Here is a 15,638-nt window from a genome sequence, read left to right on the forward strand (position 1 = left end):
GGCCCCATGGCCCACGCAGTGACGTACTCCGAATTCGGCGGACCCGAGGTCCTCACTCTTCGCGAGATCGAGGTCCCCGCACCCGATCCCGGCCAGGTGCGGGTGCGCGTCACCGCCGTCGGGGTGAACCCGATCGACCACAAGCTCCGCGCTGGCCTGCGCCCGTCCGCCACCATCTCCCAGCCGCGCCGCATCGGCAACGACGGCGCGGGTGTGGTCACCGAGGTCGGAGCGGATGTCGACGGGTTCCGTGTCGGCGACGAGGTCGTGGTGTTCGGGGCGAGCGGCGTCTACGCGACAGAGATCGTGGTGACCCCCGACAAGCTCACTCCGCTGCCCGTCGGGGTGTCGCCCGACGTCGGCGCCGCCCTCGGCATCCCGGTGGCGACGGCGTACCAGTCGTTGCGCTCGCTCGACGTCGGCCCCGCCGACACCCTGCTGATCCACGCCGGCAGCGGATCGGTCGGTCAAGCGGCCATCCAGTTCGCGCGGCTTCGAGGAGCGTCCGTCATCGCGACGGCGAGCGATGCCCGCGCCGAACGCATCCGCGATCTGGGCGCCACACCCGTGTCGTACGGCGACGGACTCGCCGACCGCGTCCGGACGGCGGCGCCGCAGGGCGTGACCGTGGCGCTCGACTGCGCGGGCACCGACGAGGCGCTCGACGTGTCGATCGAGCTGGTCGCCGACCGGTCGCGCATCGCGACGATCGTGCGCGGCGCGGATGCCGCGGGCCTCGGTATCCGCGCGTTCTCCGGTGGAAGCCCCGATCCGCTCACCGAGCAGCAGCTGGCATGGCGCGCCGAGGCGATCCCCGTCGTCGCGGCGCTGCTGGCCGCGGGCGCCTTCCGGATCGAGCTCGGTCCCGAGCTGCCCCTCGCCGAGGCGGCCGAGGCCCACCGCCTGGTCGCCGCGCACACGCCCGGCAAGATCACGCTTCTGCCCTGACCGGCCGCGACGCGGTACACAGACGAGCGGCGCTCGCGCCGGCGATCCACTCAGGATGCCGATGCGAGCGCCGCTTCGTTCGGCCCCGCGACGTCAGTTGCCCGAGCGCCGCTTGTTGTAGACGTCGAAGGCGACCGCGAGCAGCAGCACGAGACCCTTCACGGCCTGCTGCCACTCGATGCCGATGCCCATGATCGACATGCCGTTGTTGAGCACGCCGATGATGAGGCCACCGATGATCGCGCCACCGATGGTGCCGACACCACCCTGCACGGCCGCACCGCCGATGAAGGCGGCCGAGATCGCCTCGAGCTCGAAGCCGTCACCGGCCTTGGGACCGGCGAGGTTCAGTCGTGCGGTGAAGATGAGACCCGCGAGCGCCGCCAGCACGCCCATGTTGACGAACAGCCAGAAGTCCGCGCGGCGCGTCTTGATGCCCGAGAGCTCAGCCGCGTGGCGGTTTCCGCCGATCGCGTAGATGTGACGACCGAACACGGTGCGGTTCATGACGATGCCGTAGACGAGCACCAGCACCGCCAGCACGATCAGCGTCACCGGGATGCCCTTGTACGAGGCGAGCGCCCAGGTGAACCAGCCGATGACGACGGCGATCAGGGCGAGCTTGGCGACGAACCAGACGAGCGGCTCGACGTCCTGCGAGTACTTCTGGCGTCCGGCCCGGGTGCGCCACTGCTGCACCACCAGGGCGACGATGCCGAGCGCGCCGATCAGGAGCGTGAAGAGGTCTGGATCGGATTCTCCGAATATGCCGGCCAGGAAGCCGTTCCCCAGGGCCCGGTACTCGGTGGGGAACGAGCCGATGTTCGCGTTGCCCAGCACGACGAGCGCCAGGCCGCGGAAGATGAGCATGCCCGCCAATGTCACGATGAACGCGGGTATGCCGACGTACGCGACCCAGAAGCCCTGCCAGGCGCCCACCAGCGCACCGATCAGGAGCGACAGGACGATGGCGAGCCACCACGGCATCCCCATCTTGACGGCGAACACGCCGGAGACGGCACCGATGAACGCGGCCACCGATCCGACGGAGAGGTCGATGTGACCGGCGATGATGATCATCACCATGCCGATCGCCAGCACCAGGATGTAGCCGTTCTGCACGACCAGGTTCGACAGGTTCTGCGGGCGCAGCAGGATGCCGTTGGTCAGGATGGCGAAGAGGGCCACCACCGCGATCAGCGCGATGAAGATGCCGTTCTTGCCGAGGTCGGCGAGGATATGTCCGAGCCACCGCGTGAAGCGGTTCTCGTTCGGGTTGATCCCGCCGCCGGCGGCGGTCTCGGGAGCGTTCAGGTTCTGAGACATTCGAGGATCTCCTGCGGCCCCGCTCAGCGGGGCTTCTCCATGGTCATGAGTTTGAGGACCGACTCGGGGGTCGCGTCGGCGATGGGCAGCTCACCGGTGATCCGTCCCTCGGAGAGGGCGTACACGCGGTCGGAGATGCCGAGCAGTTCGGGCAGCTCGGACGAGATCACGATGATCCCCTTCCCGGCTGCGGCGAGCTTGTTGATGATCGTGTAGATCTCGTACTTCGCCCCGACGTCGATGCCGCGGGTGGGCTCGTCGAGGATGAGCACCTCGGGATCGGAGTAGATCCACTTCGACAGCACGACCTTCTGCTGGTTGCCGCCGGAGAGCTTCCCCGTCTTGGCGAGCACCGTCGGCGCCTTGATGTTCATGCTCTTGCGGTACTGGTTGGCGACCGAGAACTCCTCGTTGTCGTCGACCAGGCCGGCCTTCTCGAGCTTCTTCAGCGACGCCATCGAGATGTTGCGCTTGATGTCCTCGATGAGGTTCAGACCGTAGGTCTTGCGATCCTCGGTGGCGTAGGCGAGCCCGTTGGCGATGGCTTCAGAGACGGTGCGCGTGCGGATCTCCTTGCCGCGCATGAAGACCTTGCCCGAGATGCGGGTGCCGTAGCTGTGGCCGAACAGGCTCATCGCGAACTCGGTGCGCCCGGCGCCCATGAGCCCCGCGATGCCGACGATCTCTCCCGCGCGAACCGTCACCGACACGTCGTCGACGACGACGCGGGTGGGGTCCTGAGGGTGGTGAGCGGTCCAGTTCTCGACCCGCAGCAGCTCGTCGCCGATCTGCGGCTCGTGGTCGGGGTAGCGATGCTCGAGATCGCGGCCCACCATGTCCTTGATGATGCGGTCTTCGGTGACATCGCTCTTCGAGATCGTCTCGATCGTCTTGCCGTCGCGGATGACCGTGACGGTGTCGGCGACCTTCTTGATCTCGTTCAGCTTGTGACTGATGATGATCGACGTGATGCCCTGCTCGCGCAGGCTCAGGATGAGGTCGAGCAGGTGGTCGGAGTCCTCGTCGTTGAGCGCGGCGGTCGGCTCGTCGAGGATGAGCAGCTTGACCTCCTTCGAGAGGGCCTTCGCGATCTCGACCAGCTGCTGCTTGCCGACACCGATCTGATTGACCTTCGTCGTCGGGTTCTCCTTCAACCCGACCCGGCGCAACAGCTCTGCGGCCGCGAAGTTGGTCTTGTTCCAGTCGATGAGGCCGCCGACGCCCTTCCGTTCGTTGTTGAGGAAGATGTTCTCGGCGATCGAGAGGTACGGGCTGAGCGCCAGTTCCTGGTGGATGATGACGATGCCGCGCGCTTCGCTGTCGCGCAGATTCTTGAACTCGACGGTGTCGCCCGCGTAGACGATCTCGCCGTCGTAGGTGCCGTGGGGGTAGACCCCCGACAGCACCTTCATGAGGGTCGACTTCCCCGCGCCGTTCTCACCGCAGATCGCATGGATCTCGCCGCGCTGGACGGCGAGATTGACATTCGAGAGCGCCTTGACGCCGGGGAAGGTCTTGGTGATCCCGCGCATCTCGAGGATGGTTTCGCTCACGTCTCCGACTTCCTTGTGGGGTGGATGGGTTCTCGGGTGCGGCGGCGGGAGCAGTTCGCTCCCGCCGCCGGTCCGAGGATGGGCGGATGCCCCGGCTCAGAGTCCGAGCTCGGCCGCGGTCCAGTAGCCGGTCTCGACGAGAGCGGACTCGACGTTGTCCTTGACGACGGGAACCGGTGCGAGCAGGTACGAGGGGACGACCTTGACGTCGTTGTCGTACGTCTCGGTGTCGTTGACCTCGGGCTCCTCGCCCTTCAGGGCCGCGGCGGCCATGTCGGCAGCGACCTTGGCGAGCTCGCGGGTGTCCTTGAAGATGGTGGCGTACTGCTCACCGGCGAGGATCGCCTTGACCGAGTCGACCTCGGCGTCCTGGCCCGAGATGATCGGCCACTCGTCGCCGAGCGAGTATCCCGCGCCCTCGAGCGCCGAGATGATGCCGCGCGAGATGCCGTCGTAGGGCGAGAGGACCGCGTCGACCTGCGTGCCGTCCGAGTAGTTGGCCGTGAGGATGTCCTCCATGCGGCTCTGAGCGGTCTCGCCGTCCCAGCGCAGCGTCGCCGCCTGCTCGATGTCGGTCTGACCCGACTTCACGACGAGGGTGCCGTCGTCGATGAGGGGCTCGAGGACCTCCATCGCGCCGTCCCAGAAGAAGAAGGCGTTGTTGTCGTCGAGCGAGCCGGCGAACAGCTCGATGTTGAAGGGTCCCGCGGGAGCCCCGTCGAGCGGCTTGCCCTCGAGGTCGGTCAGCCCGAGCCCGTTGAGGACGGTCCACGCCTGCTGACGGCCGACGAGCGCGTTGTCGAACGTGGCGTAGTAGTCGACGTTCTCGGTGCCCTTGATCAGCCGGTCGTAGGCGATGACGGGGATGTCGGCATCCGCGGCGTTCTGCAGCGCCTCGGTCAGCGTCGTACCGTCGATCGACGCCACGATGAGCGCCTCGGCGCCCTTCGTGATCATGTTCTCGATCTGCGAGACCTGGGTCGGGATGTCGTCCTCGGCGTACTGCAGGTCGACCTGGTAGCCCTGGTCCTCCAGCGCCTTCTTGACGGCGTCGCCGTCCTGGATCCAGCGCTCGGAGCTCTTCGTGGGCATCGCGACGCCGATGAGGCCGCCGTCGCCGCCGCCCTCACCACCGCCGGCGCCGCCGCCGGTGTTGGAGCAGGCCGAGAGCGCCAGGGCGCCGACGGCGAGCGTCGCTGCTGCGAACAGGAACTTCTTGTTCACTGTGTGTCCTTTCCAGTGACTTCACTGTCTTGCGGGAAATGGTGACCGCGCCCCGGTGCGGGGCTACCGGCGGTCGTCGGTGGTCTGTCCGTAAACGTTCTGATACCGGTCGTACAGCGCATCGATCGCGTCCTGCGGAATCGGGAGCACCTCGCCCGCCTGCCGGGCGATATGGACCGTGCGAGCCACGTCCTCCACCATCACCGCAGCCTTGACCGCATCCTTCGCACTCGACCCGATCGTGAACGGCCCATGGTTCTGCATCAACACCGCCCGCGAACGATGCCCGCGAAGCGTGTCCACGATCCCCCGACCGATCGAATCATCACCGATGATCGCGAACGGCCCCACCGGGATCGGACCCCCGAACTCATCAGCCATCGCCGTGATCACACACGGAATCTCCTCACCCCGCGCCGCCCACGCCACCGCATACGTCGAATGCGTGTGCACCACACCACCCACCTCGGGCATGTTCCGATACACATACGCATGAGCGGCCGTGTCACTCGACGGCGACCGATCAGCACCCGGCGTCCCCGGCACCACATTGCCATCCAGATCACACACGATCATGTTCTCCGGCGCCAACTCGTCATACGACACCCCCGACGGCTTGATCACGAACAGATCAGCCCCCGGCACCCGCCCCGACACGTTGCCACCGGTCCACACGACCAGCCCGTAACGCACCAGCTCCGCGTGCAAAGACGCCACCTCGGCCCGAACCCGCGCCACCGCGACTTCGACCTTCACGCCGTCGACGTACTCGCTGCTGATCGCTGCGTTGCGTGCCACTCGAGTGCTCCTTCGCCCGTCCGCCATCGGCGGGCCTCGATCGTGTAACAGTCGATGTGACCGTTCACATTGCGACACTATAGCCAGGGTCGGAACCGAGGTGTCAACTCCCGGCGTGTCTCGGATCGATAACGGCGACTCAGCGGAGCGGGCCGGTCGACGAACGCACCACGAGCTCGGGCACGAGCAGTGCGGGGTCCACCTCACCCGAGCCGTGACCGAGCAGCAGATCGACGCAGCGGCGGCCGAGCTCGGCGAAATCCTGCCGCACGGTCGAGAGCGGCGGCCAGAAGTGCGCCGCCTCGGGGATGTCGTCGAAGCCGATGATGCTGATGTCGCGAGGACAGTCCAGGCCCTCGTCGCGGATGGCATGCAGGAGCCCCAGGGCCATCTGGTCGTTCGACGAGAAGATCGCGGTGAAATCGCGCACGCGCAGCAGCTCACGGCCGGCGTAGTAGCCGAAGTCGGCCGTCCAGTCTCCCAGCACCGGAGCGGTCGTCGGGATGTCGGAATCGCTCATCTCCTCGAGGAATCCACGCATCCGCGCCTCGGCCTCGATCCAGTCCTGGGGACCGGCGATGTGGTAGATCGACCGATGGCCGAGCTCGATGAGATGCCGCGTGGCCAGCCGTGCGCCGGCGATCTGATCGACCGACAGCGCGTGGCCCGGGTCCACCTCGGTCGATTGCAGGGTGACGTACGGGATGCCGATCGACTGCGCGGCGAGGGCGCGGAAGACCCGGACCTGCGGCGCGATGACGACGAGCCCCTCGACCGCCTGCGCCACCAAGTGCGCCAGTCCTGCCTGGATCGAGCTCGGATCTCGCGCGTCGACGTTGGCGGTGGAGACCCAGTAGCCGCGTTCGCGGGCGGCCGCCTCGATGGCGGCGATCGAGGATGCCGGTCCGTACTGCGTCGCCGACGAGGTCAGCACGCCGATCGTGTGCGACCTGCTCGTGACCAGCGCCCGAGCGGCACGATTGGGGCTGTAGTCCAGCTCGGCCATGACGGCGAGCACGCGCTCCTTGGTCTCGGCCCGGATGCTCGGATGATTGTTCAAGACGCGCGACACCGTCTGATGCGACACACCCGCCAGACGAGCGACATCGCGAATGCTCGGGCGACGGCCCGCAGCGTCCTCGCTCATGCATCCTCCGGCCCGATGCGCACGTTCACATCGATTCGTGCCCATTATGACACCGGCGGTTTCGAAAACTCGCGATCACGGAATGTGACAGTCACACGGCGACGCTCGCATCCGTGTGACGGCCCATGCGAGCGTCACACGAGAGGGGGACAGAGCCGACGGTCCCCCGCGGCCGTATGCTGACCGCATGTCCGACCTGGCGCGCTTCCTGCCTCTGAGTCATCGGTCTCCGGACGGTGCCGCGGCAGCACCCGCCGACCGTCGTGTCCAGATATCGACCGTCATCGCCCTCGCGGCCGCGGTTCTCGAGGCGGCGTCGGACGACGCGCGCCGGGCCTTCATCGACGACGCCCGACTGTCGCGCGACGGAGACGGCACCGCCTCCCTCGCCGAGCTCGCCGGCACCGTCGTGCGCGGGCGACGCCGGAGCGCACGCGACCTCACCGCGGTCGCGCGCGCGTACCTCCGCCTGCCGGGGCCTCGGCCCCCGTTGCCCTTCGACGTCGCCGGAGCGGTAGCGCTCGCGGCCTCGACCACCGCGCCGTTCGCGCGTCGCGCGGCGATCGCCGGTCACACCGTCCGCGCGACCGACGCCGGGTGGACCTTCGGGCGGGGCCCGGAGGTCTCGGCGAGCGCCGATGACATCGTCGCGTTCCTCACGGGCGTCTCGGACGTGCCCCCGCGGCGCAGTCCGGTCAGCTGAGGCGCAGCAGGTCGCGATAGAAGTCGATCCCGCGCAGCCACACATCGACCCGGATCCGCTCGTCGTGCGCGTGGAGCGCCTCGCGCTCGGATGTCGTGAGACGGAACGGCGCGAAGCGGTAGACGTTCTCGCAGATCGCGGTGAACCACCGGCTGTCGCTCGCCCCGAGCTGCAAGTAGGGCGTGGCGACGACATCCTCGCCGAGCGCGGATCCGATCGCGGTCGCGATGCGGCGCCATCCTTCACCTCGCCACGGTGACACGGGGGACGGATCCGAGCCGTGGCGCACCGCTATCTCGATGTCGGGATCGGCGACGGCACGTCGAACGCGCTCGGTCGCGGCGGCGACCGAGTCGCCGGTGAGCAGGCGGATGTTCACGGCCGCGCGGGCCGTCGTCGCGAGCACGTTCTCGCCCTCCGCGCCGCTCAGCTCCGTCACGACGGCGGTCGTCCGCACGAGGGCGTTGGTCTCGGCTCCGAAGCGGGGAAGCATGCGGACAAGCAGCGCACCGGTGAGGGCGAGGTGGGAGAAGACCGAGCGGAAGGGCTCCCGGGCGAACGGCGCGAGAGTCCGGAACATCGCGCGCACGGGCGGCACGAGCCTCACCGGCGCGGGGCGTCGGTGCAGCCGATCGATGGCGCGCGCGAGCCGGGCCGTGGCGGGGAGCTGCGGCGGAGTCGACGCGTGGCCTCCTCCTTCGCGGGCGATGAGATCGAGGGTCATGACGCCGCGCTCGGCGACCCCGATCATCGCGGTCTCGACGTCGACGCCCGGCACGGCGCCCGAGACGACCGCCCCGCCCTCGTCGAGCACGACGGCGGGTCCGACCCCGCGCTCGCGGAGCACCTCGACGATCGCGGGCGCGCCGAGGCCGGCGACCTCTTCGTCGTGGCCGAAGGCGAGGTAGACGTCGCGGGCCGGTCGCCATCCGTCGGCGACGAGGGATTCAACGGCTTCGAGGATCGCCACGAGCGAGCCCTTGTCGTCGATCGCGCCGCGCGCGTGGATCGTCGCCTCGGTGCCCTCCCCGGTCAGGACCGCCTCGAACGGGGAGTGCTTCCACTCGCCGGGGACGACGGGGACCACGTCGTAGTGGGCCATGAGCACGAGCGGTGCCTCCGATGCATGACCGGACCACCGGTAGAGCATCGCGTGCTCGCCCACCAGCTCGTGCTCGAGCTCGGCGTGCAGGCGCGGATAGAGGCGTTGGAGAGTCTCGCGGAAGCGGCCCAGGTGACGCGCGTCGGATGCTGTGAGAACGGAGTGCGACACGGTGGGGATGCGGAGCAGTTCGCGGAAGCGTTCGACGGCGGCAGTGTCCACGCTACGAGCCTACGCCGCGCGAGTGGGTGCGCCGCTGGCTAGGCTCGCGTTATGACGAATGAGACGACGTCCGAGACTTCTCGCGCAGGCCTGCGATGGGGCATCCTGGCCACCGGCGGGATCGCACACGCGTTCACCCGTGATCTGCGGACGGCCGGCCGCGAGGTCGTGGCCGTCGGCTCGCGCACGACGGAGTCGGCCGCCCGCTTCGCCGAGGAGCACGGCATCCCCCACGCGCACGGCTCGTACGAACAGCTCGCCGCAGACCCCGACGTCGACATCATCTACATCGCGACCCCCCACCCCGGTCATCGCGAGGCCGCTGCGCTCGCTATCCAGCACGGCAAGCACGTGCTGGTGGAGAAGCCGTTCACGCTCAACCGCGACGAAGCCGTCGCGCTGCGCGATCTCGCCGCCGACGCCGGCGTCCTCGTCATGGAGGCGATGTGGACGCGTTACCTCCCCCACATGGTGCGTCTGCGCGAGATCGTCGCCGCCGGGACCCTCGGCGAGGTCCGCACGGTGTTCGCCGATCACACGCAGCGGATCTCCGACGACCCCACCCACCGCCTCAACGACCTGGCGCTCGGGGGCGGGGCTCTGCTGGATCTCGGCATCTACCCCGTGTCGTTCGTCTGCGACCTGCTCGGGCTGCCGACCCAGACCCGTGCCCTCGCCCGGCTGATGGAGACGGGCGCCGACGCCGAGGTCGCCACGGTCATGACCCACGCGTCGGGGGCGATCTCGACGACCGTGTCGTCGTCACGCGGAGCAGGCCCGAACACGGCGCACGTCGTCGGCACGGAGGCCCGTGTCGAGATCTCCGGCGTCTGGTACGCCGCCACCGACTTCCGGGTCGTGTCCCACGACGGCACGGTCCTCGAGGAGTACCGGTCCGAGATCGAGGGGCGCGGCATGCAGTTCCAGGCCCTCGAGGCGGAGGCCCTCGTCGCCGCCGGACGCATCGACGGCGATGTGCTCCCGATCGCCGAGACCGTCGACATCATGGGCGTGCTCGACGACATCCGCGCTCAGATCGGTGTGCGCTACCCGCAGGAGGGCTGACCCCTTACGCGGCGAACGGAACCACGCCGACGAGGACGGCGACGGCCAGCATCACGAGCGAGACGATCGCCGCGCGCCACAGCACCTTCTTGTGATGGTCGCCGAGGTTGACGTTGGCGAGCGAGACGAGCAGCAGGATCGCCGGGACGAGCGGGCTCTGCAGGTGGACGGGCTGTCCCGTGATCGACGCGCGTGCCATCTCGACAGGTTCGATGCCGTACGTCGCAGCGCTCTCGGCCAGGATCGGGAGGATGCCGAAGTAGAACGCGTCGTTCGACATGAAGAACGTGAACGGGATCGACAGGACGCCGGTGATCACGGCCAGGTGCGGTCCGAGCTGCGAAGGGATCACCTCGGTGACCCAGGATGCCATCGCCGCGACCATCCCGGTGCCGTTGAGCACCCCCACGAGCACACCCGCCGCGAGCACCATCGAGACCACGCCGACGATGGAGGGAGCGTGGGCGACGATCTCGTCCGCCTGCTGCTTGAGCTTCGGGAAGTTGATGACGAGGGCGAGCGCAGCGCCCACCATGAAAACGTACGCGAGCGGGAACAGGTCGAGGACGAGGAGGACCATCACCACGAGCGTGAGAGCGAGGTTGACCCACACCAGGCGCGGACGCAGCGTCGCCCGATTCGGGTCGAGCATCGTGTCGGCCATGGCGGTGTCGCGCTCCTCGACCCACTGCGCCGCCGGAACGGGCTTGCGCCCGCGCACGGTCACGACGTTGCCGGTGCGGAGCGTGGCCAGCGCGCCCGGTCGCGGGTCGGCACCGCGGAAGAGCTTGGGGCCGCCGAGCACACCGTCTCCCTCGCCGAGACGGGACGTGTCGATGCTGCCGGCGAGCCGTCGACGCTCGGACAGCCCGAGGAACCAGGCGAAGGTCAGCGAGACGACGATGCCCGCCGCGAGCGACGGCAGCATCGGCACGAACACGTCGGTGGGCTGCAGACCGAGCGCCGACGCCGCACGCACGGTCGGCCCGCCCCACGGGACGATGTTCATCGTGCCGTTCATCAGGCCCGCGACGCAGGTGAGCACGACGGGACTCATGCCCAGGCGGAGGTAGATGGGCAGCATCGCCGAGGTCGTGATGATGAACGTGGTCGAGCCGTCGCCGTCCAGCGAGACGACTGCAGCCAGCACAGCGGTGCCGAGCACGACTTTGGCGGGATCGTCCTTGAGCACGCGGGTGATCACCCGGATGAGGGGGTCGAAGAGCCCCACGTCGATCATGATGCCGAAGTACATGATCGCGAACATGAGCAGGGCGGCCGTCGGCGCCATGCTGGTGATGGCGTCGATGATCATGTCGCCGAGACCCAGTCCCGCGCCGGCGAAGAGTCCGAAGGCCGTCGGCACGAGGATGAGCGCGACCATCGGCGTGAGCCTGCGCGTCATGATGAGCGCCATGAAGGTGAGCACCATGGTGAAACCGAGGGCGACGAGCACGCCCTCGGGCGGCAGGAAGGCGAGGTCGTACGCGTCTTCTTCCGCGGCAGCGGCCATGAGGATGGCGGGGATGGTCATGTCGACTCCTTCGTCGGCGGGTGCACGGACCAGCGGTGCGATCGGTCGAATCTAGGTCGCGCCGGTCACGGTCCGCGCGCTTGGGCGCATTCCGGCGACTTGAGCGCGTAGCGTGTGTTCTGCGCATTCTGCGCGCGAGCGAGGAGAGGTCGGATGCGGTTCACCACGCGGCTCTTCGTCGTGCAGCTGGCCGTCGTCGCGACCGTGCTGCTGGTCTGCACGGCGGCGTTCGCGGTGATCGCCGTGACGCAGGTGCGGAACGCCGCGGAGGAGAACGCCCTCAACATCGCGCGCTCGGTCGCTGCGACCCCGGAGGTGCGCACGGCCGTCGCCCGGTGGTCCGACGACCCCGGGACCCCGGCTGGCGCCGAGCTCGCGGACGGACCGTTGCAACTCACCGCCCTCGCCGTCGCCGAGCGGACGGATGCGCTCTTCGTCGTGGTCACCGACGATCACGGCATCCGACTCGCGCACCCCAACCCGCAGCGGCTCGGCGAGACGGTGTCGACGCCGTTCGACCGGGTCCTCGCCGGTGAGGAGGTCGTCGACTGGGAGGTGGGGACCCTCGGCCGCTCCGCACGCGCGAAGGTGCCGGTCCTGGCACCCGACGGCAGCGGTCCGGTCGGTGAGGTCAGCGTGGGGTTCGAAGAAGGCAGTGTGCTGGACGATCTGCCCGCCGTTCTGCTCGCGATCGGTGTCGCGGCGCTGCTCGCGCTCGGCGTCGGCATCGCAGCGGGCTCGGTTCTGCGGCGCCGCTGGGAGAAGACGACGCTCGGGCTCCAGCCCGAGGAGCTGACCGCGCTCGTGCAGCAGCAGACCGCCGTCCTCGACGGCGTCGGTGACGGGGTACTCGCTCTCGACGAGAGCGGGGTCGTCCGGGTCGCGTCGGAGGCCGCCGAGCGTCTCCTCGGCCTCACGGGCTCCGTGGGTCAACCGCTCGCGGCGCTCCCCCTGCCCGACACGATCGTGTCAGCGGTGGAACACGGGCTGCCGATGCACCATGTCGTCGTGGGTCACCGCGTGCTGGCCGTCGACGTGCACCCGGTACGACGCGATGGCCGCGAGCTCGGCGACGTGGTCATCGTGCGGGATCACACGGATGTCGCCGAGCTCGGCGAACAGCTCTCGTCGGTGCAGACGGTCACGGGGGCCCTGCGAGTGCAACGGCACGAGTTCTCGAACCGCTTGCACGTCGCCGCGGGCCTGATCGACGCCGAACGGATCGCCGACGCCCGCGCGTTCCTTGACGAGCTTCTCGAGCGGGGCAGCGTTCCGATCGCGGTGGCCGGCATCGAGCGGGTCGACGACCTCTTCCTCCAGGCGCTCCTCGCGGCGAAAGCGACCGAAGCGGCCGCGAGCGGTGTGAGCATCGCCGTCGGCGACGACACCCTCGTTCTCGGCGAGCTCGCCCGCGTCGAGGATGCCGCGGCCGTCGTCGGCAACCTCATCGACAACGCCGTCACCGCCGCGGCGCGAGGAGCCGAGCCCCGCCGGGTCGAGGTCACCTTCTTCGGCGACGGTGACGCCCTCGTGACGACGGTCGCCGACTCGGGACCAGGCGTTCCGGCGGGCCGCGACGTCTTCGCGCCGGCTGCGGAACCGGCGGACGATCGCATCCGTGGACGTGGGATCGGCTTGCCGCTCTCGCGCGAGCTCGCACGCCGTCTCGGTGGCGACGTGTGGCTGATCGATCCCGGCGGCTCCGGCTCGGCGGCATCCGGTGCCGTGTTCGCCGCACGCCTGCCGGGCGTGCTCCGGGGCGCCGAACCCCACCTCGAGGAGGACGACTCATGACCACGACTCCCCTGCTCCGTGTACTCGTCGTCGACGACGACTTCCGCGTCGCGGATCTTCATCGCGACGCCGTCGACGCGGTCCCCGGGTTCCGGTCGCTGGAGCCGGCCCGGTCGATCGGCGCGGCACGCTCGGCCATCGCCGACGACCGACCCGACCTGATCCTCATCGACAACTACCTGCCCGACGGCGAAGGCGTCGACCTCGTGCGCTCGATCGACATCGACGCCATCGTCCTGTCGGCCGCGTCCGATGCCGACACGGTGCGCCGCGCGTTGCGCGCGGGCGCTGTCGGATACCTGATCAAGCCGTTCGAGGCCCGAGCTCTCCGCGAGCGTCTCGAACGCTACGCCCGCTACCGCAACGTGCTCGACGCCGTCGAGGTCGAGCAGGACGACATCGATCGTGCGCTCTCGATCGTTCACGGTGGGCCCGCGACGACGACGCGCTCGGCCACCGAGCAGATGATCCTCGCGGCGCTCGGATCCGGCGAGGCGTCGGCGGGCGAGATCGCCGCCGAATGCGGCATCTCACGGGCGACGGCTCAGCGCCACCTCGCGACGATGGCGGGCCGTGGGGTCGTCGAGGTCCGACTGCGCTATGGCTCGACGGGCCGGCCGGAGCATCGCTACGCGGCGTCCCGCGGCTGACGGGTCGACCACCACGCCCACGCGACGAGCACAGGCTGGAAGAAGAGCCGCACGACGCGTCGTCGATCCGTGTCGAGACCGAACGCGCTCCGTCGCTTGCGCCACTGGTCGATGTTTCCGGGGAACACGGCGATGAAGAAGCCCGCGAGCAGGGCGCCGATGCGCGACCGCTCGCGCGGAAGCGCGAGGAGCGCCGCTCCGAACAGCACCTCGACCGCTCCCGAAGCCACGACGACACCGTCGCGATCGATCGGAAGCTTGTCGACGACGAGGTCGGGCACCTGCGCCTGGAAGTCGCGCCGTGCCCAGAACAGGTGGCTCAGTCCGGCGAAGATCATGGCGCCGGCGAGCAGCCAGCGAAGCACGGTTCTCATGCGTTCAGTCTGCGCTCCGCACGTCCGGCCGGCGAACCCTTGCATTCCGCCGGACTAGGCTTACCCGGGTGTCCGGCGCGCTCGATCTCTCTCTCCTCCGCCGCTGGCCCGATGTCGAAGCGCCCGGCCTCGTCGCCGCCGATGCCGCCGATCTGCTGATCCTCGACGAATCGGAATCCGCCCGCGCCGGCACCGGCCCCGACGAGCTCACGGTCATCGGCGATGCCTACGGCGCGCTCACCCTGGCAGCGGCCACCGCGGGCGCCACCGGCATCCGAGTGCACCAGGATCCGCTGACCGCGGAGGCCGCCCTCGCCGCGAACGCCGAGCGTCTCGTTCCGGAGGCGCGATTCACCTCGCTGCCCCTCGACGCCGCCCTCGTCGCCGGCGCGCGGACCGTGCTGCTGCGCCTGCCGCGGTCGCTCGATGCTCTCGCCGACATCGCCGCCACGATAGCGACGGCCGCCTCGCCCGACGTGGTCGTCTATGCCGGCGGCCGTGTCAAGCACATGTCCGTCGCGATGAACGACGTCCTGCGCGGTGCCTTCGAGCGGGTCGACGTGACGCACGCGCGGGCGAAATCGCGGGTGCTGATCGCACGGACGCCTCGTGCGGTCGCACCTCCTGCACCCCGCGCAGCGCGGGTCGACGGGCTGGAGATCCGGGCCTTCGGCGGAGCCTTCGCCGGTGCGCGCATCGACATCGGCACCCGGCTGCTGCTCGCACATCTCCCGCCCTCGGCCGCGGGCGGCACTCCGGAGGACCCGTGGATCGACTTCGCGTGCGGCACGGGCGTCATCGCGGCGACCTGGGCTCTGCGGCATCCCGACGCTCAGGTCTACGCGTCCGACCAGTCGGCCGCGGCCGTCGACTCTGCGAATGCCACGATGCACGCCAATGGGTTGTCCGACCGCGTGGAGGTCGTTCGCGACGACCTGCTGTCTCGCCGCGCGGACTCGTCCGCGAGTCTGATCGCCCTGAATCCGCCTTTCCACTCCGGGGCCGCGGTGAGCGACCGTGTCGCGCCGCGCCTCTTCCGCGACGCCGCCCGGGTCCTGCGACCCGGCGGCGAGCTCTGGTGCGTATGGAACTCCACCCTTCGGTACCGCCCCGAGCTGGAGCGGATCGTCGGGCCGACCCGTCAGATCGCTCGTGATCCCAAGTTCACCGTGACGGTCTCGACGCGCCGCTGACGGCG

At 69.3% G+C, this 15,638-nt stretch carries 14 protein-coding genes; 6 read left to right on the top strand and 8 right to left on the bottom strand.

Features of this window, described 5'->3' with window-relative positions; translation table 11 throughout:
* Positions 1-6: 6 nt before the first annotated feature.
* The gene (locus AA0Y20_RS12620; RefSeq protein WP_412939543.1) at positions 7-948 is read left to right on the top strand and encodes a quinone oxidoreductase family protein; all 942 of its coding nucleotides are present in this window, start codon (positions 7-9) and stop codon (positions 946-948) included.
* Between the two features lie 93 nt (positions 949-1,041).
* On the opposite strand, the gene mmsB is transcribed toward AA0Y20_RS12620, so the two are convergent.
* From mmsB to AA0Y20_RS12645, 5 genes are all read right to left on the bottom strand, one after another.
* Positions 1,042-2,274, bottom strand: coding sequence for a multiple monosaccharide ABC transporter permease (gene mmsB / locus AA0Y20_RS12625; RefSeq protein ID WP_412939544.1), 1,233 nt, complete (start codon positions 2,272-2,274; stop codon positions 1,042-1,044).
* A gap of 23 nt (positions 2,275-2,297) precedes the next feature.
* Positions 2,298-3,827, bottom strand: coding sequence for a multiple monosaccharide ABC transporter ATP-binding protein (gene mmsA, locus AA0Y20_RS12630; protein ID WP_412939545.1), 1,530 nt, complete (start codon positions 3,825-3,827; stop codon positions 2,298-2,300).
* Positions 3,828-3,923: 96 nt separating this feature from the next.
* Positions 3,924-5,051 carry a multiple monosaccharide ABC transporter substrate-binding protein gene (chvE, locus tag AA0Y20_RS12635; protein WP_412939547.1) on the bottom strand — a complete coding sequence of 376 codons (1,128 nt, stop codon included), beginning with the start codon at positions 5,049-5,051 and terminating at the stop codon, positions 3,924-3,926.
* A gap of 63 nt (positions 5,052-5,114) precedes the next feature.
* Complete coding sequence (locus AA0Y20_RS12640) at positions 5,115-5,831, bottom strand: L-ribulose-5-phosphate 4-epimerase (RefSeq protein WP_412939770.1); 717 nt, start codon at positions 5,829-5,831, stop codon at positions 5,115-5,117.
* Positions 5,832-5,988: 157 nt separating this feature from the next.
* Positions 5,989-6,996 carry a LacI family DNA-binding transcriptional regulator gene (locus tag AA0Y20_RS12645; RefSeq protein WP_412939548.1) on the bottom strand — a complete coding sequence of 336 codons (1,008 nt, stop codon included), beginning with the start codon at positions 6,994-6,996 and terminating at the stop codon, positions 5,989-5,991.
* A gap of 187 nt (positions 6,997-7,183) precedes the next feature.
* On the opposite strand from AA0Y20_RS12645, the gene AA0Y20_RS12650 reads away from it, so the two are divergent.
* Positions 7,184-7,699, top strand: coding sequence for a hypothetical protein (locus AA0Y20_RS12650; protein ID WP_412939549.1), 516 nt, complete (start codon positions 7,184-7,186; stop codon positions 7,697-7,699).
* Here AA0Y20_RS12650 and AA0Y20_RS12655 read toward each other — a convergent pair.
* Entirely contained in the window at positions 7,692-9,023 is a 1,332-nt protein-coding gene (locus AA0Y20_RS12655) for a M20/M25/M40 family metallo-hydrolase (protein WP_412939551.1), read from the bottom strand. The two genes, AA0Y20_RS12650 and AA0Y20_RS12655, sit on opposite strands and share 8 nt — an antisense overlap.
* A gap of 51 nt (positions 9,024-9,074) precedes the next feature.
* Here AA0Y20_RS12655 and AA0Y20_RS12660 point away from each other — a divergent pair, with 51 nt between their 5' ends.
* Positions 9,075-10,088 carry a Gfo/Idh/MocA family protein gene (locus AA0Y20_RS12660; RefSeq protein WP_412939552.1) on the top strand — a complete coding sequence of 338 codons (1,014 nt, stop codon included), beginning with the start codon at positions 9,075-9,077 and terminating at the stop codon, positions 10,086-10,088.
* Positions 10,089-10,092: 4 nt separating this feature from the next.
* Here AA0Y20_RS12660 and AA0Y20_RS12665 read toward each other — a convergent pair whose 3' ends face one another.
* A complete protein-coding gene (locus AA0Y20_RS12665; protein WP_412939771.1) occupies positions 10,093-11,601 on the bottom strand; it encodes a CitMHS family transporter in 1,509 nt (502 codons plus the stop codon).
* Positions 11,602-11,775: 174 nt separating this feature from the next.
* On the opposite strand from AA0Y20_RS12665, the gene AA0Y20_RS12670 reads away from it, so the two are divergent.
* Together AA0Y20_RS12670 and AA0Y20_RS12675 are read left to right on the top strand one after the other, a co-directional pair.
* A complete protein-coding gene (locus tag AA0Y20_RS12670) occupies positions 11,776-13,416 on the top strand; it encodes an ATP-binding protein (protein WP_412939553.1) in 1,641 nt (546 codons plus the stop codon).
* A complete protein-coding gene (locus AA0Y20_RS12675; protein WP_412939554.1) occupies positions 13,413-14,066 on the top strand; it encodes a response regulator in 654 nt (217 codons plus the stop codon). Before AA0Y20_RS12670 ends, AA0Y20_RS12675 begins: the two co-directional genes overlap by 4 nt.
* On the opposite strand, the gene AA0Y20_RS12680 is transcribed toward AA0Y20_RS12675, so the two are convergent.
* Complete coding sequence (locus AA0Y20_RS12680) at positions 14,045-14,440, bottom strand: hypothetical protein (protein WP_412939555.1); 396 nt, start codon at positions 14,438-14,440, stop codon at positions 14,045-14,047. The genes AA0Y20_RS12675 and AA0Y20_RS12680 overlap by 22 nt on opposite strands.
* A 68-nt stretch (positions 14,441-14,508) precedes the next feature.
* Here AA0Y20_RS12680 and AA0Y20_RS12685 point away from each other — a divergent pair, with 68 nt between their 5' ends.
* On the top strand, positions 14,509-15,633 hold the full coding sequence (locus AA0Y20_RS12685; protein ID WP_412939557.1) for a class I SAM-dependent methyltransferase: 1,125 nt from the start codon (positions 14,509-14,511) through the stop codon (positions 15,631-15,633).
* Positions 15,634-15,638: the final 5 nt, after the last annotated feature.

Origin of the sequence: Microbacterium pratiae, from assembly GCF_047302165.1 — a bacterium.
Classification (GTDB): Bacteria; Actinomycetota; Actinomycetes; order Actinomycetales; family Microbacteriaceae; genus Microbacterium.

What these genes read in the sequence shown, in the direction of transcription:
- AA0Y20_RS12620 (WP_412939543.1), top strand. Translation starts at nt 7, where the DNA reads ATGGCCCACGCAGTGACGTACTCCGAATTCGGCGGACCCGAGGTCCTC.
- mmsB (WP_412939544.1), bottom strand. Translation starts at nt 2,274, where the DNA reads ATGTCTCAGAACCTGAACGCTCCCGAGACCGCCGCCGGCGGCGGGATC.
- AA0Y20_RS12645 (WP_412939548.1), bottom strand. Translation starts at nt 6,996, where the DNA reads ATGAGCGAGGACGCTGCGGGCCGTCGCCCGAGCATTCGCGATGTCGCT.
- AA0Y20_RS12650 (WP_412939549.1), top strand. Translation starts at nt 7,184, where the DNA reads ATGTCCGACCTGGCGCGCTTCCTGCCTCTGAGTCATCGGTCTCCGGAC.
- AA0Y20_RS12660 (WP_412939552.1), top strand. Translation starts at nt 9,075, where the DNA reads ATGACGAATGAGACGACGTCCGAGACTTCTCGCGCAGGCCTGCGATGG.
- AA0Y20_RS12665 (WP_412939771.1), bottom strand. Translation starts at nt 11,601, where the DNA reads ATGGCCGCTGCCGCGGAAGAAGACGCGTACGACCTCGCCTTCCTGCCG.
- AA0Y20_RS12670 (WP_412939553.1), top strand. Translation starts at nt 11,776, where the DNA reads ATGCGGTTCACCACGCGGCTCTTCGTCGTGCAGCTGGCCGTCGTCGCG.
- AA0Y20_RS12675 (WP_412939554.1), top strand. Translation starts at nt 13,413, where the DNA reads ATGACCACGACTCCCCTGCTCCGTGTACTCGTCGTCGACGACGACTTC.
- AA0Y20_RS12680 (WP_412939555.1), bottom strand. Translation starts at nt 14,440, where the DNA reads ATGAGAACCGTGCTTCGCTGGCTGCTCGCCGGCGCCATGATCTTCGCC.